Source organism: Pseudomonas sp. Teo4, assembly GCF_034387475.1.
Taxonomy (GTDB): Bacteria; Pseudomonadota; Gammaproteobacteria; order Pseudomonadales; family Pseudomonadaceae; genus Aquipseudomonas.
This window is the reverse complement of sequence record NZ_JAXCIL010000001.1, coordinates 2096714-2115539: the sequence shown is the minus strand read 5'-3', so window position 1 is coordinate 2115539 and position 18826 is coordinate 2096714. Positions and strand designations below refer to the sequence as shown.

The 18826-nt window shown below is 64.8% G+C and carries 16 protein-coding genes; 15 read left to right on the top strand and 1 reads right to left on the bottom strand.

The window, feature by feature from the left end:
* Window positions 1-155 precede the first annotated feature (155 nt).
* The 6 genes from PspTeo4_RS09660 to PspTeo4_RS09635 all read left to right on the top strand — a co-directional run bounded on the left by PspTeo4_RS09660 (window position 156) and on the right by PspTeo4_RS09635 (window position 6829).
* Complete coding sequence (locus tag PspTeo4_RS09660; RefSeq protein WP_322363472.1) at window positions 156-1013, top strand: MaoC/PaaZ C-terminal domain-containing protein; 858 nt, start codon at window positions 156-158, stop codon at window positions 1011-1013.
* A gap of 153 nt (window positions 1014-1166) precedes the next feature.
* Window positions 1167-3101 carry an AMP-binding protein gene (locus PspTeo4_RS09655; protein ID WP_322363471.1) on the top strand — a complete coding sequence of 645 codons (1935 nt, stop codon included), beginning with the start codon at window positions 1167-1169 and terminating at the stop codon, window positions 3099-3101.
* Between the two features lie 32 nt (window positions 3102-3133).
* Complete coding sequence (locus PspTeo4_RS09650) at window positions 3134-3949, top strand: enoyl-CoA hydratase/isomerase family protein (protein WP_322363470.1); 816 nt, start codon at window positions 3134-3136, stop codon at window positions 3947-3949.
* Between the two features lie 11 nt (window positions 3950-3960).
* Window positions 3961-4821, top strand: a complete 861-nt coding sequence (locus PspTeo4_RS09645; protein WP_322363469.1) for an IclR family transcriptional regulator — start codon at window positions 3961-3963, stop codon at window positions 4819-4821.
* Window positions 4818-5606 (top strand): IclR family transcriptional regulator, encoded by a 789-nt coding sequence (locus tag PspTeo4_RS09640; protein WP_322363468.1) that lies wholly within the window; start codon window positions 4818-4820, stop codon window positions 5604-5606. Before PspTeo4_RS09645 ends, PspTeo4_RS09640 begins: the two co-directional genes overlap by 4 nt.
* Window positions 5607-5644: 38 nt before the next feature.
* Window positions 5645-6829: a CoA transferase gene (locus tag PspTeo4_RS09635; RefSeq protein ID WP_322363467.1), complete on the top strand. Its 1185-nt coding sequence runs from the start codon at window positions 5645-5647 to the stop codon at window positions 6827-6829.
* A 31-nt stretch (window positions 6830-6860) separates the two neighbouring features.
* On the opposite strand, the gene PspTeo4_RS09630 is transcribed toward PspTeo4_RS09635, so the two are convergent.
* Window positions 6861-7664 carry a helix-turn-helix domain-containing protein gene (locus PspTeo4_RS09630; protein ID WP_322363466.1) on the bottom strand — a complete coding sequence of 268 codons (804 nt, stop codon included), beginning with the start codon at window positions 7662-7664 and terminating at the stop codon, window positions 6861-6863.
* Window positions 7665-7913: 249 nt separating this feature from the next.
* Here PspTeo4_RS09630 and PspTeo4_RS09625 point away from each other — a divergent pair, with 249 nt between their 5' ends.
* From PspTeo4_RS09625 to PspTeo4_RS09585, 9 genes are all read left to right on the top strand, one after another.
* Window positions 7914-8837, top strand: a complete 924-nt coding sequence (locus PspTeo4_RS09625; protein WP_322363465.1) for a transporter — start codon at window positions 7914-7916, stop codon at window positions 8835-8837.
* 169 nt (window positions 8838-9006) lie between these two features.
* Window positions 9007-9897, top strand: coding sequence for an SMP-30/gluconolactonase/LRE family protein (locus PspTeo4_RS09620; RefSeq protein ID WP_322363464.1), 891 nt, complete (start codon window positions 9007-9009; stop codon window positions 9895-9897).
* 81 nt (window positions 9898-9978) lie between these two features.
* Window positions 9979-11469, top strand: a complete 1491-nt coding sequence (locus PspTeo4_RS09615; protein WP_322363463.1) for an aldehyde dehydrogenase family protein — start codon at window positions 9979-9981, stop codon at window positions 11467-11469.
* Window positions 11470-11535: 66 nt separating this feature from the next.
* Entirely contained in the window at window positions 11536-12606 is a 1071-nt protein-coding gene (locus PspTeo4_RS09610) for a zinc-binding dehydrogenase (protein WP_322363462.1), read from the top strand.
* 39 nt (window positions 12607-12645) lie between these two features.
* Window positions 12646-14055: an MmgE/PrpD family protein gene (locus tag PspTeo4_RS09605; protein ID WP_322363461.1), complete on the top strand. Its 1410-nt coding sequence runs from the start codon at window positions 12646-12648 to the stop codon at window positions 14053-14055.
* A gap of 257 nt (window positions 14056-14312) precedes the next feature.
* Entirely contained in the window at window positions 14313-15383 is a 1071-nt protein-coding gene (locus tag PspTeo4_RS09600; protein WP_322363460.1) for an acyl-CoA dehydrogenase family protein, read from the top strand.
* A 28-nt stretch (window positions 15384-15411) separates the two neighbouring features.
* Entirely contained in the window at window positions 15412-16551 is a 1140-nt protein-coding gene (locus PspTeo4_RS09595) for an acyl-CoA dehydrogenase family protein (protein WP_322364833.1), read from the top strand.
* Between the two features lie 21 nt (window positions 16552-16572).
* Window positions 16573-17478, top strand: coding sequence for an SDR family NAD(P)-dependent oxidoreductase (locus PspTeo4_RS09590; RefSeq protein ID WP_322363459.1), 906 nt, complete (start codon window positions 16573-16575; stop codon window positions 17476-17478).
* A 179-nt stretch (window positions 17479-17657) separates the two neighbouring features.
* The gene (locus PspTeo4_RS09585; protein WP_322364832.1) at window positions 17658-18824 is read left to right on the top strand and encodes an acyl-CoA dehydrogenase family protein; all 1167 of its coding nucleotides are present in this window, start codon (window positions 17658-17660) and stop codon (window positions 18822-18824) included.
* Window positions 18825-18826: the final 2 nt, after the last annotated feature.

Below are 18826 nucleotides of genomic sequence, written 5' to 3'. Positions count from 1 at the left end.
CGGCGGGCCGTTCGGTTCGACACGCCATTCCATTCTTCGGAACGCATGCCGCTTGGCGGTTGTGTGGCGGTGGGGAATGCGCTGACCATGATTTGAAACGAGGTTTCGCATGTTGAAACCAGGCACGCATCACAAGAACAAGTCAGGAGCGCGCGATGCCCATTGATGCCGATCAGTTGCTCAGCTATCCGATCCCCAGCGTGGGTCAGCGCCTGTCCCCTCGGGACGCGGCGTTCTACGCGCTCTCGGTAGGGGTGGGGCAAGACCCCGAGGACGCCCGCCAGTTGCACTATGTCGACTATTCGCAGGCGATCTCGGTATTGCCGTCCATGGCGCTGGTGCTGGCGCATCCCGGTTTCTGGCTCGGTGATCCGCGCTCTGGCGTCGACGCCACCCAGGTGGTGCATGGCGAGCAGGCGCTCACCTTGCACCGGCCTTTACCGGTGGACACCGACCTGATCAGTGAAACGGTCATCGATGGCCTGGTGGACAAGGGCCAAGGGCAGGGCGCGTTGCTTTATACCCGCAAGACCCTCAAGAACGCCGCCACTGGCGAATTGATCGCCTCCACCCTCAACACGACATTCATTCGCGGTGGCGGGGGCTTTGGCGGCTCCAGTGCGCCGCGTGCGCCCAGCCAGCCGCTGCCCGAGGGTGAGCCGGCGTTTGTCGTCGACCTGCCGACCCGGCCCGAGCAAGCCCTCTACTACCGCATGAATGGTGACGACAACCCGCTGCACGCCGACCCGCAGGTGGCTGCCAAGGCTGGTTTCCCCCGCCCGATCCTGCATGGGCTGTGCACCTTCGGCATGGTCTGCCACGCACTGGTACGCAGCCTGTGCGATTACCAGGGGGCCCGCTTGCGCGAGATGTCCCTGCGCTTCGCAGCGCCCGTGTACCCCGGCGAAACCCTGCGTTGCGAGATCTGGCACGACGGCGCTTTCCGCGCCCGAGTGCTGGAACGTGACGTACTGGTGATCAGCCATGGGCGGGCGGCATGGGACCGGGCCTGATGTTCCGAAGTACGGAACCGTTTGGCCGATGGCTTTGACGCTACCGCTGCCCGGGCGGTTAATGAATGACCAGATCTGAAAACAACATGTGAGTGGCAGGTCGTAGCCGCAGGCTCGCCAGACCACCGAAATCGACTGGAGATGGGACGCAACATGAACGACAGCTCGCCCTCGGTATGGCAACCCAGCGCTGAAGACATCGCCAGCGCCAACGTGACCGAAATGATGCGCCGGCTCGGCACTCCGGACTACGACCAGTTCCAGGCGCGCGCGTTGAGCAGCCCGCTTGAGTACTGGCGGATGGTCTCGAACTACTGTGACATTGCCTGGGAAAAGCCCTTCGAGGACTACCTGGACGACAGCCGGGGCATCGAGTTTCCGAGCTGGTTCCCGGGTGGGCGGCTGAACTGGGTGCAATCCATCCTTGCGAAGGCGGAGCGCCAAGGCACCGTGACGGCGGTGATCGCCGAGCGTGAGAACGGCGAGGTGACCCGCGCCAGCTACGCAGAGCTCGCAGACCAGGTTCGTGCCTTCGCAGCAGGCCTGGAGGCCATTGGCCTCAAGCGTGGCGATCGCATCGGCCTGTTGATGTCCAACGGCCTGGAAGCCACGGTCACCTTGCTGGCAATCGCCTACCTGGGTGCCATCGCGGTGCCGTTGTTCAGCGGCTTTGGTGTCGATGCCATCAAGTCGCGACTCTCCGCCTGCTCGGCCAAAGCGTTGATCGCCAGTGCCGGCTTCGACCGGCGCGGCAAGCGCGTGGACACCTTGGCGCTGGTAAAGGCTGCTCTCCAGGAGCTGCCTGCCGTGGAAACCCTGGTGGTCCATGACGCCGATGGCGTAGCGTCCCAGGTCGACGGCAGCCAGGGCTGGATGCAGGTTCTGGCGCAGGGGCGCGGGCAGGAGAAGGCAGCCGCAAGCATGTCGCCCAACGACCCGTTCATGATCGTCTACACCTCCGGGACCACCGGCAAGCCGAAAGGCACGGTGCATGTGCACGGCGGCTTTGCCCTGAAGATCGCCCACGACTCGGCGATCCACTTCAACGTCAAACCCGGCGATGTATTCTGCTGGCCGGCCGACATGGGCTGGATCGCCGGCTCCCTGGTGCTGTGCAGCGCCCTGATGCGCGGCGCGACCCTGGTCTGCTATGACGGCGCGCCGGACTTCCCCGACTGGTCACGCATGGGCCGGCTGATCCAGAACCACGGCGTGACCCACTTCGGCTCTGCGCCAACCCTGATCCGTGGCCTGGCCGCCAACCAGGCCGTGGCCTGTGCGGCGGATACCTCCTCGGTACGGTTGTTGATCACCGCGGGCGAGGGCATCGACCCCGAGCATTTCAGCTGGTTCCAGGCGCACTTCGGCACGGGACGCAGCCCGGTCATCAACTACACCGGGGGTACCGAGGTGTCCGGTGCGCTGCTGTCGAGCGTGGTGATCCGGCCGATCAGCCCTTCGGGCTTCAATACGGCGTCTCCGGGCGTGGATGTCAGCGTGGCGGACAGTGCAGGGCAGACAGTGGTCGGCGAGCCGGGCGAACTGGTGGTGCGCCGCCCGTTCGTGGGGATGACCCAGTCGTTCTGGCAGGACGATGAACGTTACCTGGACGCGTACTGGCGCACCATTGCCGGCCTTTGGGTGCATGGCGACCTGGCCATGCTCAAGGACGGCAGCTTCTACATGCTGGGGCGCTCCGACGACACCATCAAGCTGGCCGGCAAGCGTGTCGGGCCGGCGGAAATCGAAGAGGTGCTGCTGGAACTCGATGAGGTCAGCGAAGCCGCCGCCGTCGGCGTCAAGGACGACAGCAAAGGCCAGAAACTGGTGGTGTTCCTGATTGCGCCTGGCGCTTCGGGCGACCAGGCGGCGCTGCGTCAACGCGTCACCACCCACGTACAGGCGCGCATGGGCAGGCCCTTCGTGCCGGCGGCCACCTATTTCGTCAGCCTGCTGCCCAAGACCCGCAGCTCCAAGGTGATGCGCCGGGTCATTCGCAACCTTTGCAACGACATGCCGCTGGGGGACACCTCGTCACTGGACAACCCGGCAGCCCTGGACGTGATCCGCCAGGCCATCCAGGCCTAGTGGCCTACCCGCTGATTTGAAGGAATACCAACATGCACAAACCGATTGATTACGCCGACTACCAGCGACTGGCGTTCGACCGCCCAGCCCCGCGGGTGCTGCGCATCACGCTGAACCGGCCCGAGCGCCTCAATGCGCTGGACGAAGCCGGACACGCCGAGCTGACCCGTGTATGGCGCGACATCGAAGCTGACGACAGCGTCAACGCAGTGATCATCTGCGGCGCTGGCAAAGCGTTTTCCGCTGGCGGCGATTTCCAGATCGTCGAGGGCATGATCGAGTCGTTCGAGTACCGCTGCCGCGTGTGGCGCGAGTCCAAGGACCTGGTCTACAACATCATCAACTGCAACAAGCCGATCGTTTCGGCGATCCATGGTCCGGCAGTCGGCGCCGGCCTGGTGGCGGCCTTGCTGGCGGATATTTCCATCGCCGCGAAGGACGCCAAGATCGTCGATGGCCACACCCGCCTGGGCGTCGCCGCTGGCGACCATGCCGCCATCGTCTGGCCGCTGCTGTGCGGCATGGCCAAGGCCAAGTATCACCTGATGCTGTGCGAATCGCTCAATGGCGAGGAGGCCGAGCGCATTGGCCTGGTGTCGCTGTGCGTCGATTCCGAGCAACTGCAGACCCGCGCCCTTGAAGTGGCCACACGCCTGGCCGAGGGTGCCCAGTCGGCGATTCGCTGGACCAAATACTCGCTCAATAACTGGCTGCGCCAGGCCGGGCCGATCTTCGACGCCTCATTGGCCCTGGAGATGCTCGGCTTCGGTGGCGAGGAAGTGAAGGAGGGCGTGCGCGCCTATCGGGAGAAGCGCGCGCCGAAGTTCCCGGACAACACCGACGTGTAGGAGATACCGTCATGACCAAGGCCGAACCCTTGAGCGGCGAGCTGCACCATGAAGCCTTGCTGAGCCTGCGTGAACCCCAGCTGCCGAGGTCGGGCATGGTCATGCCAGTGGTGCGGGCGCTGGAGGTGCTGTCGGCCTTCAGCGCCCATGACGGCTGGCTGGGCAACAAGGACATCGCCGAGCGTACTGGTTTGCCGGCTTCAACGGTCAGCCGTTTCCTGCGTACGCTGGTGTCACTGGGCTTTCTCAACTACAACGCCAGCCTGCGCCAGTATCGCCTGGCGGCAGCGGTGCTGTCGCTCGGGTATGCCGCCACCTCGCACTCCGACGTGCAACGCCTGGTGCGCGAAGACCTGGTGCGCTTCGCCTGTGCCAACAATGTCACGGTGCTGCTGGCCATGCGCGACCGCCTGGACCTGATTGCCCTGGAAAGTTGTACCGGTAATGGCAGCTTCCGGCGCAACGGCCTGAATGTCGGCACGCGCATTGCCATTTCCTCGACCCAGATGGGCGTCACCTTGCTGGCTTCGCTGCCGCCCTTGGAGCGTGCCTACCTGCTGGAAAACATCGCGCGGCGCATGCCCGATGGCTGGAAAGAACCGGAGCCGAGCCTCAGCGAGGCGATCCGGCAACTGCGCGCCATGGGCTTTTGCTACTCGCTGAGCAAGTGGGAGCGCGACCTTGGGATCATCTCGGTGCCCCTCAGCCTGCCTGGGCGCGGCCTGTTCGTGCTGACCTGCCTGGGTTCGCTGGGGCAGATGACCAAGGCGCGGGTGGCGCGTGAGCTGGGCCCGCAATTGTTGGCCCTGGCCAACCAGATCAGACGCTCGCTGGATGACTCCAGCGGCCCCATCGACGGAGTACGGCCATGACCTTCGATCACGACAGTGCCGATGCACTGCTAACCGTCAGCCGGGGGCTGCAGGTGTTGCGTGCGTTCCGCGGCGAGCGTGCACCGCTGTCCAATGCCGAGATCGTCGCCCGCACCGGGTTGCCCAAGTCGACGGTCTCGCGGCTGACCACCACCTTGATGTTCTCCGGCTTTCTGCAGCACGCAAGCGGTGGCCGGCAGTTCGAACTGAGCACCGGGCCGCTGGGTATCGGCCAGGCATTCCTGGAGTCCAGTGCCTTGGTGCAGCGCGCCCAGCCGTTCATGCAGGCGCTGGCTGACCGCCTCAACGTTTCGGTGGCCCTGGCCATGCCCGATCAGTTGGAGATGCTCTACATCACCTACTGCTCGGGTCGCAACATCGCCACCTTGCGCCTGGGCGTGGGGTCGATGCTGCCCATGGCCACCACCGCGATCGGCCGCGGTTATCTGTGGGGGCTGCCGGCGGATCAGCGCGAGGCCTTGATCGAGCGCATGGCGCTATACATGGGGCCGGGTTTCGCCAAGGTGCGCGAGGACATCGACGCCAGCTTTGGTGAACTGGCCGATACCGGTTGTTGCCTGGTGGTCGGTGGTTATCAGCGTGACACCTACGGCATTGGTTGCCCGATAAAGGTTGGCCGCCAGGGCACCGTGATGGGTCTCAACTGCGGGGCCGCCGTGGTCGGGGCGGATTTCGCGAAAGTGCGCAGCACCATGGGCAAGGCTTTGCTGGAAGCCGCCCCGGAACTTGAACAGCTGCTACAGGATCTGGAAGGCCCCTTCTGACGGGGCCGGCCATTCAACGAAGAGCAAGAGAGACTTCTATGGCGCAAGTGCTAGCTGGAATCAGGGTGCTCGACTTCGGGCGATACATCGCGGGGCCGTTCTGCGGTGCGCTGCTGGCCGACATGGGCGCGGACGTGATCCGTATCGACCGGGTCGGTGGTAGTGAGGACCGTTTCGTCATGCCAGTCACCGAGCAGGGCGATGGTGCGGTGTTCCTGCAGTCGAACCGCAACAAGCGCTCGCTCACCCTGGAGATCGCCAGTGAAGAAGGGCGGGCCATCGTCCGGCGCCTGGTGGCGGATGCCGATGTGGTGATCGCCAACATGCCAGCGCCGACCTTGGCCAACCTGGGGCTCGACTACGAAACGCTCAAGGCGATCAAGCCGGATATCGTGCTGGTTGCGCCTTCGGCGTTCGGCGACAGCGCATTGCTGCGCGAGAAGATCGGCTTCGACGGTGTGGGGCAGGTCATGAGTGGCGGGGTGTACTTGTCCGGTTATCCCGAGCAGCCCATCAAGTCGATGCTGCCGGTGGTGGATTACTGCACCGGCATCGCCTGTGCCCTGGGGGCAGTGGCTGCCCTCTATGAGCGCGAGCGCAGTGGCCAGGGCCAGCAAGTGGGCGCCTCGTTGTTGCAGACAGCCCTGAACTTCTCGAGCGGTTACCTGATCGAGGAGCAGGTGCTGGGCCTGCAGCGCCAGGCCACGGGCAACCGCAGCCAGAGCTACGGGCCATCGGATATCTTCCGTACCCGCGATGGCTGGATCATCGTCCAGGTCATTGGCCCGGCCATGTTCCGCCGCTGGGCGAAGATCATGGGGCAGCCGGAGCTGCTTGATGACCCGCGCTTTGCCGACGATGAACTGCGTGGGCAGCATGGTGAGGTGCTGTCGGGGCTGATGGGCGAGTGGTGCGCGGGGCGCTCCAGGGAGCAGGCCCTGGACGAACTGGCCAAGGCCAAGATCCCGGCAGGGCCTGTGTATTCCCCTGCCGAGGTCAACAGCGACCCGGCCATTGCCGAGAGCGGCGCGTTCGTGCGCTTGCGCCATCCAGGGGTCGAGCCAGAGGTGCCTTATGTTGCCGCTCCGGTGAGCCTGTCACGCACGCCGCTGGCGATTCGCAAGCATGCGCCGCTCAGCGGCGAGCATACCGAGGAGGTGCTGCGTGAGTTCGGGTTCTCGCTGGGCCAGATCGAGGCGCTGCGTGCCAATGGTACGGTCTGAGCACCGCTGAAGATCGCGGCCCTGATCGGGTTCAGTCCCTCGCTGCGGCCAGTTCCCTGGCAATTTCATCCGCCACCTGCCGCAGCGGCCCGAGGATCTTCTTGCGGGCCTCAGGCAGGCTGACCGCATTCTTGAGCATCATCACGTTCAAGGCCGCGAACAGCTCGCCGTCGTGCATCACCGGCACGCCCATGGCCCAGACATTGCCGGCGAACACCTGCTCGCTGTAGTCATCGCTCATTACCGCGAAACCGTCCTTACGTGTGTGTTCGAGAAGCGCATCGAGCCGCTGCGGTTCGCGGGCCAACTGGTTCCAGGGTTCGTCCACGGCTGCCAGTTGCCCGATGATCCGCTGGCGTTCATCGGCCGGGCAGAACGCCAGGTAGGCAATGCCGATCGAGGTGGCCAGCATGGGTGAGCGAAACCCTGGGCGGCGATTGAACGACAAGGGCCCACCGCTTTCCCGCGAGGTCTGCAGCACCACCATGGCATCGACATCGAACACCGCGATGTCCGAAGGCCAGCCGATGGTATTGCGAAAGCGCGCCAGGCTCGGTTCGGCGACGCCGGCAAGCCAGCGCGATTTCTCGTATCCCTGGCTCAACAGCAAGGTCCGGGCGGTCACCGAGTACTGCGCCCGCTCCGTGTCCTTGGTCACGTACCCTTCGTGATGCAGGGTCTCGAGCATGCGCACGATGGTGGCTTTGTCCAGGCCGGTCTTGCGGTGGATCGACGCCACCGTGGCCTGGCGTTCCTCGCTGACCACGCGCAGCACTTTCAGGGCTCGGGCAACGGCTTCAACGGGTTTGAACGAGGGCTTGGCAGGTGTGTTCACAGGCAGTCCGGGGCAGGGCAAGGGAGTGCGGCGATCTTAGCAAGCAGCGGCGTGCAGCTGAACCTCGACGCGCATTTACACGCTCTGCTCTCACTGTACGGAACCCCCGGCGGCCGCTGCTTGCCTTGCCGGGGCATCTGCCTTTGACTGGCCCTGACGCCGACGCAATGCCGGCCACGGCATCGAACCAGGCCATCCACCCGTAGGGTGCCTCGCTTCAGAACAACAATAAAAAGTGGAGATGTTCCCATGCTCAATCGCCCTGACGTGCGGGAGTTTACCCTGCGCGCGTTGTACCCCCTGCTGGCCATGCTGCTGGTGCCGATATGCCTGCTCTGGCCGATTTCCAGGGCCCATGCCCTGGGCGCCGATATCGGTGACTTCGCCGCCCCCATGCCCGGCCATGACCTGATGGCGCTGTACATGATCAATTCGAAGAACTCGGACATGTACAAGAACAGCCAGATCATCGACAACCGCGCCAAGCTCGATGTCAACACGACCATCCTGCGGTATGCCCACCCGACCCAGGTGGGAGACTCGTTCATCATCAACCCGTCCTTGATCCTGACCCACCAGAACATGTCGCCGGACAACGTCGCAGGGCTGGACCACACCGCCGGCATGGGCGACCCCTTCATCGGCATCCCGTTCTGGCTGCATGTCGACCGGGCGAACCGCGAGTACCTGACCATCGGCCCTTGGCTGTACCTGCCGCTGGGCGAGTACGACCACAAGGACTTTCTCAACCCGGGTGAAAACCGCTGGAAGGCGGTGTTGCAGCTGGGCTACCAGCGTGGTCTGGGCGAACACTTCGACCTGGACGTGTTGCTGGAAGCCGACTTCTACGGCAAGAACGACGAATACGGCCCGGACAAGCTCACACGCCGCCAACGCCCCTGGTACGAGGCCAAGGGCGGGGTGACCTACCTGTTCAACGACCCCGGCGCATCCCAGCTGGGCGTGGGCGTGTATTTCGACCAGGGTGGCGAAACCGAAGTCGACGGGCAGTTGCAGGGCGACCAGGTCAAGACCCGCGGTTTCTACATTCAGGGCAGCACCATGCTGACACCGGCTGACCAGTTCATGGTCGGCCTGTTCCGTGATCTTGATGTGGAGAACGGCTTCAAGATGAGCCAGCAGCTGCGCCTGCGCTACCTGCATGTGTTCTGACCGGCGAGCAGCATTGCCAAGCACTTTCCGAAGTACGGGACAAGCAGCCTTGCCTGCTTGCCCGCAACGCCCGCCAGGGCTGCAATGAGTCCACGCGCGTCGAACCTGCCGCAAGCACGAGCAGGTCGGCCCGACATGATGTTCGACAAGACAAACAAGAGAACGCGTCATGAGAAAACTGTCTGTACTGCTCGATGGCCTGACCCACACCGAAGGCGCACGCTGGTATCAGGGACGTTTCTGGTTCAGTGACCTGTACTCGTTCGCCGTGTACTCGGTAAACGACGATGGCACCGAGCTGCGCAAGGAAGCCGAGGTGCCGGGTTGCCCGTCGGGCATCGGCTGGTTGCCCGATGGACGCCTGCTGGTGGTGTCCATGCATGACCGTCGCCTGTTGCGCCGCGAGCACGACGGCAGCCTGGTGGTGCATGCCGAACTCGGCCCGCACCAGGAGTTCGAGCCCAACGACATGGTGGTGGACGCGCAAGGCCGCGCCTGGGTCGGCAACCTGGGCTTCGACGTGATGCGCTTCGCACCCCGTCGGCCCGCGAGGCTGGTGCGCGTCGACCCGGACGGCAGCGTGACCGTGGTCAGCGAGCCGCTGCATTTCCCCAACGGCTCTACGGTGATTGACGGCAAGACCCTGGTAGTGGCCGAGTCATTCGGCAACCGCATGTCGGCCTTCGACATCCAGGCCGACGGCTCGTTGTCCGCCCGCCGCGACTGGGCGCGTTTCGGCCCGATTCCCCAGAACGAGGATATCTTCAAGGCCATGGGCGAGATCGTGGTCGCCAGCGATGGCATTGCCTCGGTCGATGCCGAGGGCGCCATCTGGGTGGCCGATTTCACCAAGACCCGAGCCCTGCGCGTGATGCCGGGCGGCGAGATCGTCGATGAAGTACAGACCGGCGATCTGAACTGCTACTCCTGCGCCCTGGGTGGCGCCGATGGCCGCACGTTGTTCATGTGCGTGACGCCAGCCGAATTCGACCCCGAAGTGCGTCGCAACAATCCGCTCAGCCAGGTGCTGTCCACCCGCGTGGATGTCCCTGCTGCCTGAGCCTCGCCGACACACGCCAGATACGCCTGCCATGGATCGGCCGTGGCAGGCCCCGCATTCCATTCAGGCAAGGAGAAATGCATGAGTACCGACCCCCTCAACCCGAACGCCGGCGTCGCCAGCGCCCGCGCCTGGATCGCTTCCGGGCACAAGCGGCTGCTGATCGGCGGCAGGTGGCAGGATGCCGCCTCGGGCAGCACCTTCGAAACCCTCAACCCGGCCACCGAACAACTGCTGTGCCGGATTGCCGAAGCCGACAGCGCCGATGTCGATGCGGCCGTGGTCGCTGCGCGCAAGGCCTTTGAAAATGCCGCCTGGAGCGGTATTTCGTCCCATGCGCGCACCCGCATGCTGCTGCGCATCGCCGAGCAGATCGATCGCCATGCCGATGAACTGGCCGCCATCGAAACCCTCGATAACGGCATGCCGCTGTGGTACGCCAAGGCCGCCGCCACCGCCGCGGCGGACATCTTCCGTTACTACGCCGGCTGGTGCTCGAAAATCCATGGCAGCACCGTTCCTTCCGACGCCACCGGTTTCGTCTATACCCTGCGCGAGCCGTTGGGTGTGTGCGGGCAGATCATCCCCTGGAACGTCCCGGTGCTGATGGCCTCGATCAAGCTGGCCAACGCCTTGTGCTGTGGCAATACCCTGGTGCTCAAGCCGGCGGACCTGGCCTCGCTGAGCTCATTGCGGCTGGCCGAACTGATTCAGGAAACCGACCTGCCACCGGGCGTGATCAACGTGCTGCCGGGGTTTGGCCACACCGCGGGCGCCGCGTTGTCGCTGCACCAGGATGTGGACAAGATCGCCTTCACCGGGTCCACCGCCGTGGGCAAGCAGATCGTGCAGGCCTCCACCTCGAACTTGAAGAAGGTCACCCTGGAACTGGGCGGCAAGGCGCCCAACGTCGTGTTCGCCGACGCCGACCTGGAAAAGGCGGTGCAGGCGGCGGTCAAGACCTTCTGCGGCAACTCCGGCCAGGTGTGTTCGGCCGGGACCCGGCTGTTCGTGCAGCGCGCGGTGTATGACGAGGTGCTGGAGCGCGTGGCCAGCCTGGCGGCCACCTTCAAGGTCGGCGACCCGCTGGCTGCCGACACCAAGCTCGGCCCGCTGATTTCGGCCAAGCAGCGCGACCGCGTGCGTTCGTACATCGACGCAGGCCAGGAGGAGGGCGCGCAACTGCGTCTGGGCGGTGCCCCATGGTCTGGCGCTGGCTATTTCGTCGAGCCGACCGTGTTCGGCCAGGTGAACAACCGCATGCGCATCGCCCAGGAAGAGATCTTCGGGCCGGTGCTGTCGGTGATCGCCTTCGATGATGAAGAAGACGCGGTGCTACAAGGCAATGACACCAGCTACGGCCTGTCGGCTGCGGTCTGGACCCGTGACATCGGCCGGGCGCACAAGGTGGTGCGTGCGCTCAAGGCAGGGCGGGTGTGGATCAACACCTATGGCGAAGCCGACCCGGCCATGCCGTTCGGCGGCTACAAGCAGTCTGGCTGGGGCCGCGAGTTTGGCCAGGAGTCGATCGACGCCTACACCCAGGTCAAGGCCGTGATGCTGCGCATGTAAGCCACCGTGGCTGCGACACAGGCATTCGGAACAGAACAAGTACAAGAGCGATTACCGGAGAAGATTATGCGTGGCGTTGTATTCAGAGGCGACCGCAAGCTGGAGATCCTCGACTTTGCCGACCCCACCCCGGGGCCGGGCGAGGCCGTGATCCGCATGCGGGCATCAGGCATGTGCGGCAGTGACCTGCATTTTTATCGGCACGACCCTGTGCAGATCATTCGTTCGCTGGGCTTCAAGGACTTGGCCTCCCGTGGCATCGACGAAACCCAGCCCATCATTGGCGGGCATGAGCCCTGCGGCGAGATCGTCGCTATTGGCGCCGGGATCGACCCGACGCGTTTCAAGATTGGCGACCGGGTCATGGTGTTCCACTACGAAGGCTGCACGTGCTGCGACTCCTGCCGTACCGGCTGGACCCAGCTGTGTGATCACGGCGCCACGGTGCACGGGGTCATCGCCCACGGCAGCCATGCCGACTACATGAAAACCCCGGCGTCCTGCCTGGTGCACCTGCCCGACGAGATCACCTTCGCCGGTGGTGCCGCGATCGCCTGTGGCACCGGTACCGCCTATGGCGCGCTGCTGCGCCTGGACATCAGTGCCCGCGACACCCTGGCGGTGTTCGGCCTGGGGCCGGTGGGGCTGTCCGCCGTGCAGTTGGCGGCGGCCATGGGGGTCGAAGTGATTGGCGTGGACATCAGCGCCGAGCGCATTGCCCGGGCCAAGGCGCTAGGGGCGACCCATGTGGTCGACGGCAGCCAGGTGGACGCGGTCGAGGAGATCATGCGCATCACCCGCGGCAAGGGCGTGTCTTGCTCCATGGACTGCGCTGGCGGCGAGGCGCCACGCCAGCAGGCGGTGCGCTGCACCGCGACCTGGGGACGGATCGCCCTGGTGGCGATTGGCGGCAACCTGAATGTGGATGCCATGAAGGACCTGATTGGCCGTCAACGCACGGTAATCGGTTCGTACACCTTCTCCCAGGCCGGCATGAACGAATGCGCGCAGTTCATCGCCCGCCATGGCGTGGAGGTGGACAAATTGTTCACCGACCACTGGCGCCTGGACCAGGCCGTCGAAGCCTACCGCCATTTCGATGGCCAGGCGGGCGGCAAGGGCGTGTTTCTTTTCTGACCCTGTTCAGGGTAATGACAACAAAGGAACGGACTTCACATGAGCCAAGCTGACAAGCAAACCCTTGAAAACTGCCCGAGCCTGGAACAGGCCGTGGTTCAACTGATCCAGCAACTGCGTTACGAGCACCTGGACAAGGCTGCGCTGGCCGGCGTGAGCCGCCTGTTGCGCGACCAGGTCGCCCTGCAGGTCGGCACCGCGCAGATGCCATGGTCACGGCAGGTGCTGGACTTCGTGCGTGCCCAGCATGCCCCGGGCAACAGCCGTGTGGCCGCCAGCGACCTGCGCATGAGTGCTGCCGATGCCGCCTTCGTCAATGGGGCCTATGGTCATGGCTTCGAATACGACGACGCCCATGCAACCAGTGCCAGCCACCCAGGCAGCTGCGTGATTCCCGCAGCCCTGGCGATCGGCGAAGAACTGGGCTCGACGCTCGAGGAAGTGATCACCGCCATGGTTGCCGGTTACGAGGTCTATGCCCGTATCGGCATGTTGGCCGCACCGGAACTGCTCAAACGGGGTTATCAACCCCACGCGGTGCTGTCGAACTTCGGCGCTGCAGCGGTGGCGGCCAAGCTGCGTGGCTTCGATGCTGAAACCACCTTGCATGCCTTGGCCATCGCCTTGAGCCATGCGGGAGGCACCACCGAGTACACCTCCACGGGTGGCTCGATCAAGCGGGTGCATGCGGGTATCGGCACGCGCAACGGCATGGTCGCTGCCAGCATGGCTGCGGCGGGCATCACCGGGCCAAGGGCCTTCCTGACCGGCAACAAAGGCTTCTTGCGTACCTTCGTGCAGCGCGGGCCAGGCGAAGGCGCCGAGGCGCGTTTCGGCCTGGACCAGCCGTTCGAAATCGGCAACGTCTGGCTCAAGGCCTACTGCGCCTGCTATTGCACCCATGCCTACATCGATGCGTTGACGCCGTATGCGGGGCAACTGGAGCGTATCCGTGAAGTGCATGCGCGTATCCACCCGGCGTTCAACACGGTCGTGGGCAACGCCAATGCCAATGCCTACTCGCCGGCCAACATCGAGCATGTGCAGTTCAGCCTGCCGGTACAGATAGCCTTCGCGCTGTTGGGCCAGGGCAATGGCTATGCGGTGCACCGTGACTACCTGGCGGGCAAGGTCGACATGGCGCCCGTGCTGGAAGTGGCCCGCGCCATCCGCATCAGCGAGTCACCCGAGATCGAACAGCGCTACCCCGGAAAGTTCGTCGCCGACCTGACCCTGACGTTCACCGACGATACCCAGCAGCACCTGTTCGTCGAGCAGCCCATTGGCTCGCTGGAGAACCCCATGTCCGAGGCCCAGCAGGATGCCAAGTTCATGGAGCTGACCACCGAGGTGCTCGGCGAGCAGCGTGCCCGGGCCTTGCTGGCGACGTTGCGTGAGCTGCCGTTGCAAGCGCAGGTGACCGACCTGACAGCGCTGTTCGCTGCCTGACGCGTTCTCGCTGTCGCGCTCAGTGGTGCCCTTCAACGCCTTGCCTGGAGCAAGGCGTTGTCGTTTTCGCAGGGCAGGCGATGGGCAAATTCCATTGCTCGGAACGAAGCCGAATTGCCCTTCCGAAAACCCCTGCCAGCAGGGAGTCATCTATTGAAATGGTATTTCATATGGCGAAATATTGGTCCAAGGCTGTGACGACTTCGCTGCCGACGACACATGTTGCCGGGTGACTGCCGGGCAACCAGGAGACCGAGATGCATTCGTCTGAAGAACGTTTGGAAAACATCCGCATGATTCGCGATAGCGCAGCCGCGTTCGCACCTGCCAGCGAGCTGGGCCGGGTGCGTGGGCTGCGCTATGAGGTGCCCGGAGTCGATGGGGCGGTATGGCGTGAGATGGCCGAAAACGGCTGGTTGGGCCTGTCCGTGCCCGAGGCTCAGGGCGGTATTGGCCTGGGCATGGCCGAGTACTGCGCGTTGCTGGAAGTGTTCGGCGCCGCCTTGCTGCCCGAGCCCTTCGTGCCGGCGGTGCTGGCCGCACGCCTGCTCGATGGCGAGCAACTGGCCGCGCAGTTGAGTGGCGAGCGCCTGCTGCTGCCGGCCCTGCAGGAGGAAGTCGACAGCCTGGATACCGCCGAAGGCTGGACCCGCCTGCGTGATGGCCGCGTCACCGGGCGAAAACTGTGCATTCCCATGGCGGGCGCGGCGGATGGTTTCCTGGTCAGCACGCCAGAGGGGCTGGCCCTGGTGGACGCCAAGGCGCCCGGCGTGAGCCTGGACATCGTCACCACCCAGGACGGTGGCCATTTCGGCCATCTGCATCTGGACAATGCCCCGGCCGAGACCTTGCCGCTGCCGGCCCAGGCCCTGTCGGATGCCCTCGATGAAGCCATGCTGGGTACCGCCGCCTACCTGCTGGGCGCCGCCGAACAGGCCTTCGCTCTTACCCTGGACTACCTGCGCACCCGCAAGCAGTTCGGCCAGACCATCGGCAACTTCCAGGCCCTGCAACACCGCGCCGTGGACCTCAAGCTGCAACTGGCGCTATGGCGCGCCAGCCTCGAAGCGGCCGCGGCCACCTGCGATGCCGGCGCGCCGGCTACCCAACGTCGCGCCGCCGTTTCCCGGGCCAAGGCCCGCGCCGCCGACGCCGCTTTGCTGGTGACCCGCCAGGCGGTCCAGCTGCACGGCGCCATCGGTTACACCGACGAATGCGACGTCGGCCTGTACCTGCGCAAGGCCATGACCCTGGCCAACCTGTATGGGTCATCCGACCAGCACCGTCGCCGCTACGACGCCTGCATGCCACGCCTGGCCAGTGCCTGAGGACCCGACCATGAGCGACAAACCGCAACTGCCCGATTTCAACGCCCTGAGCGACGACGCGTTCCGCCAGACCGTACGCGAGTTCCTGCTCGCCCACTTCCCGGACGAGCTGCGCGACCTGCCCAAGCGCCTGCATTGGGAAGAGGTCAAGGACTGGTACATGACCCTCTCCGCGCACGGCTGGCTGTGCCCAGGCTGGCCCCGCGAATTCGGCGGCATGGGCCTGTCGGCGGCCAAGCAGCTGATCTACACCGAAGAGTTCGAGAACCACGGCGTGGCCCGCACCCCGGACCACGGCATCATGCTGCTTGGCCCGTTGCTGATCCGCTACGGCTCGCCTGAGCAACAGCAGTATTTCCTGCCGCGCATCCTCAGCGGCGAGCACATCTGGTGCCAGGGCTACAGCGAGCCGAACGCCGGCTCTGACCTGGCCAGCCTGCGCACCGAAGCGCTACTCGACGGTGACGAGTGGGTGATCAACGGCCAGAAGATCTGGACCACCCTGGCCACCGACGCCGACTGGATCTTCATGCTGGTGCGCACTGACAAGACAGCGAAGAAACAAGAAGGCATCAGTTTCGTGCTGGTGCCGATGGACAGCCCCGGTGTGACTGTGCGGCCGATCCTCAACCTCGACCTGCACGACGAGCTGTGCGAGGTGTTCTTCGACGATGTGCGCGTGCCCAAGGCCAACCTGGTCGGCGAGATGAACGCCGGCTGGACCATGGCCAAGGCGCTGCTGGGCTTCGAGCGGATCTTCCTCGGTTCGCCCAAGCAATCGGCCAACGCGCTGACCCGCCTGGAAATTCTCGGTGAGCACCTGGGCCTGAACGACGAGCCCGGTTTCCGCGACCGCCTGACCCGCCTGCGCCTGGACCTGGACGACCACAAGCTGCTGTTCGAGACCTTCGCCGAGCGCCTGCGCCGTGGCGAGAACCTGGGCGCCGACGTGTCGCTGCTCAAGGTGCACCAGACCGAGCTGTTCCAGCGCATCACCGATTACATGCTGGAGATCAGCGGCGAGTACGCCGCCTATCTGGAGCCGATCGAAGGCAACGGCAACTTGAACCCCACCGGCCTGTTCCTCCAGGCACGCCCCGCGACCATCTACGGCGGCAGCTCGGAGATCCAGCGCAACATCCTGGCCAAGGCGATGCTCGGCCTGTAAGCGAACGACGGAGAGAACGACATGCTCGACAACAAAGTAGTGGTGGTCACCGGTGCCGGTGGCGGCATTGGCCGAGCCATCGCGGTGGAAATGGCGCGTGCCGGCGCCTCGGTGGTGATCAATGACGTGGGTGTGTCCCTGGGCGGCGAGGGTGGTTCGTCCACCCCGGCCCAGGAAACCCTGAGACTGATCGAGGGCCTTGGTGGGCGCGCGGTGATCAACACCGACAGCGTCGCCGACTGGAACGGCGCGCAGAACATCATCGCCTGCGCCATGGACAGCTTCGGCCGCATCGATGGCGTGGTGAACAACGCCGGGATCATCCGCGACGTGATCTTCCACAAGATGAGCGTCGAGGACTGGCAATCGGTGATCAACGTGCACCTGAACGGCAGCTTCTACGTCAGCCGCGCTGCGGCCGAACGCTTCCGTGCGCAGAACAGCGGCGCCTTCGTGCACATGGTCAGCACCTCGGCGCTGATCGGCAACGTCGGCCAGGCCAACTATTCGGCGGCCAAGCTGGGCATGGTGGCGCTGAGCAAGTCCATCGCCCTGGACATGCAGCGCTACAACGTGCGCTCCAACTGCCTGGCGCCATTCGCCTGGAGCCGCATGACCAGCGCCATCCCGGATGTGACGCCGGAAGAGAAAGCCCGGGTCGAGCGCCTGAAACAGATGACCCCGGAAAAGAACGCGCCGCTGGCGGTGTACCTGCTGTCCGACCAGGCCAAGGACGTTAACGGGCAGGTGTTCACCGTGCGCCGCAACGAGATCCTGCTGATGAGCCAGAACCGCCCGGTGCGCTCGGTGCAGCAGGGTGAGGGCTGGACACCACAGGCCATCGCCGAGCACGGCATGCCGGCGCTGTCGGGCTCCTTCACCCCGCTGCAAGTCAGCGCCGACGTGTTCTGCTGGGACCCGGTCTGACGCGTATCCCTGTCACCAAGCGTCGCTGACGTGCCGCGTCGTCGGCATGCCAGCTCCCACCTGTACAGCGCAACTCCCAGGAATTGCAGCGCTGGTGTGGGAGCCGGCTTGCCGGCGATGAGGCCGGTGGCGGCAACACAACCCGATTGCCCTACATGCGTCATCACGAGGTCGAGTCGATGAGCTACAACAACCCACAAGAAAGCTACCCGGAAATCCGCGAAGAAGTTCGCAAGCTGTGCGCACGCTTCCCAGGCGAGTACTGGCGCAAGCTGGACGAAGTGCGCGGTTACCCCACCGAGTTCGTCAACGCCCTGACCGAGTCGGGTTTCCTCTCGGTACTCATCCCTGAAGAATATGGTGGTTCCGGACTAGGCCTGTCGGCCGCCGCCGCGATCCTTGAAACCATCCAGGAAACCGGTTGCAACGGCGCGGCCTGCCATGCCCAGCTGTACACCATGGGCACCGTGCTGCGCCATGGCTCCGATGAGCAGAAGGCCCAGTACCTGACGGGGGTGGCCAGTGGCGAGCTGCGCTTACAGGCCTTTGGTGTCACCGAACCCACCAGCGGCACCGATACCACTTCATTGCGCACCTTTGCCCGTCGTGAGGGTGACAAGTTCATCGTCAACGGCCAGAAGGTCTGGACCAGCCGTGCCGAACATTCCGACCTCATGCTGCTGTTGGCCCGCACCACGCCGCGTGACCAGGTGGCGAAAAAGACCGATGGCCTGTCGACCTTCATCGTCGACATGCGCCAGGTGCTGGGCAACGGCCTGACCATCCAGCCCATCCGCACGATGATGAACCACAACAGCTGCGAAGTGTTCTTCGACAACATGGAAGTGCCAGCGGCCAACCTGGTGGGCGAGGAGGGCAAGGGTTTTCGCTACATCCTCTCGGGTATGAACGCCGAACGCCTGCTGATCGCCTCCGAATGTATCGGCGATGCCAAGTGGTTCATCCGCCGGGCGGTGGATTACGCCAACGACCGCAAGGTCTTCGGTCGCGCCATCGGCCAGAACCAGGGCGTGCAGTTCCCCATCGCCAAAGCCTATGCGCAGATGCGCGCCGCCGAGCTGATGGTGCGTGAAGGGCTGGCCAAGTACGAAGCCGGCCAGGACTGCGGCGCCGAGGCCAACATGGCCAAGATGCTGGCCGCCGATGCGTCCTGGGAAGCGGCCAACGCCTGCTTGCAGACCCACGGCGGCTTCGGCTTCGCCGAGGAATACGACGTGGAGCGCAAGTTCCGCGAGACCCGCCTGTACCAGGTGGCGCCGATCTCCACCAACCTGATCCTCAGCTACGTCGCCGAGCACGTGCTGGGCATGCCGCGTTCCTACTGAGG

Excerpts from the sequence above, each read along its gene's own strand:
- PspTeo4_RS09625 (WP_322363465.1), top strand. The coding sequence starts at position 7,914 with ATGCTCAATCGCCCTGACGTGCGGGAGTTTACCCTGCGCGCGTTGTAC.
- PspTeo4_RS09605 (WP_322363461.1), top strand. The coding sequence starts at position 12,646 with ATGAGCCAAGCTGACAAGCAAACCCTTGAAAACTGCCCGAGCCTGGAA.
- PspTeo4_RS09585 (WP_322364832.1), top strand. The coding sequence starts at position 17,658 with ATGAGCTACAACAACCCACAAGAAAGCTACCCGGAAATCCGCGAAGAA.
- PspTeo4_RS09590 (WP_322363459.1), top strand. The coding sequence starts at position 16,573 with ATGCTCGACAACAAAGTAGTGGTGGTCACCGGTGCCGGTGGCGGCATT.
- PspTeo4_RS09600 (WP_322363460.1), top strand. The coding sequence starts at position 14,313 with ATGCATTCGTCTGAAGAACGTTTGGAAAACATCCGCATGATTCGCGAT.
- PspTeo4_RS09640 (WP_322363468.1), top strand. The coding sequence starts at position 4,818 with ATGACCTTCGATCACGACAGTGCCGATGCACTGCTAACCGTCAGCCGG.
- PspTeo4_RS09650 (WP_322363470.1), top strand. The coding sequence starts at position 3,134 with ATGCACAAACCGATTGATTACGCCGACTACCAGCGACTGGCGTTCGAC.
- PspTeo4_RS09660 (WP_322363472.1), top strand. The coding sequence starts at position 156 with ATGCCCATTGATGCCGATCAGTTGCTCAGCTATCCGATCCCCAGCGTG.
- PspTeo4_RS09635 (WP_322363467.1), top strand. The coding sequence starts at position 5,645 with ATGGCGCAAGTGCTAGCTGGAATCAGGGTGCTCGACTTCGGGCGATAC.
- PspTeo4_RS09645 (WP_322363469.1), top strand. The coding sequence starts at position 3,961 with ATGACCAAGGCCGAACCCTTGAGCGGCGAGCTGCACCATGAAGCCTTG.
- PspTeo4_RS09655 (WP_322363471.1), top strand. The coding sequence starts at position 1,167 with ATGAACGACAGCTCGCCCTCGGTATGGCAACCCAGCGCTGAAGACATC.
- PspTeo4_RS09610 (WP_322363462.1), top strand. The coding sequence starts at position 11,536 with ATGCGTGGCGTTGTATTCAGAGGCGACCGCAAGCTGGAGATCCTCGAC.
- PspTeo4_RS09615 (WP_322363463.1), top strand. The coding sequence starts at position 9,979 with ATGAGTACCGACCCCCTCAACCCGAACGCCGGCGTCGCCAGCGCCCGC.
- PspTeo4_RS09620 (WP_322363464.1), top strand. The coding sequence starts at position 9,007 with ATGAGAAAACTGTCTGTACTGCTCGATGGCCTGACCCACACCGAAGGC.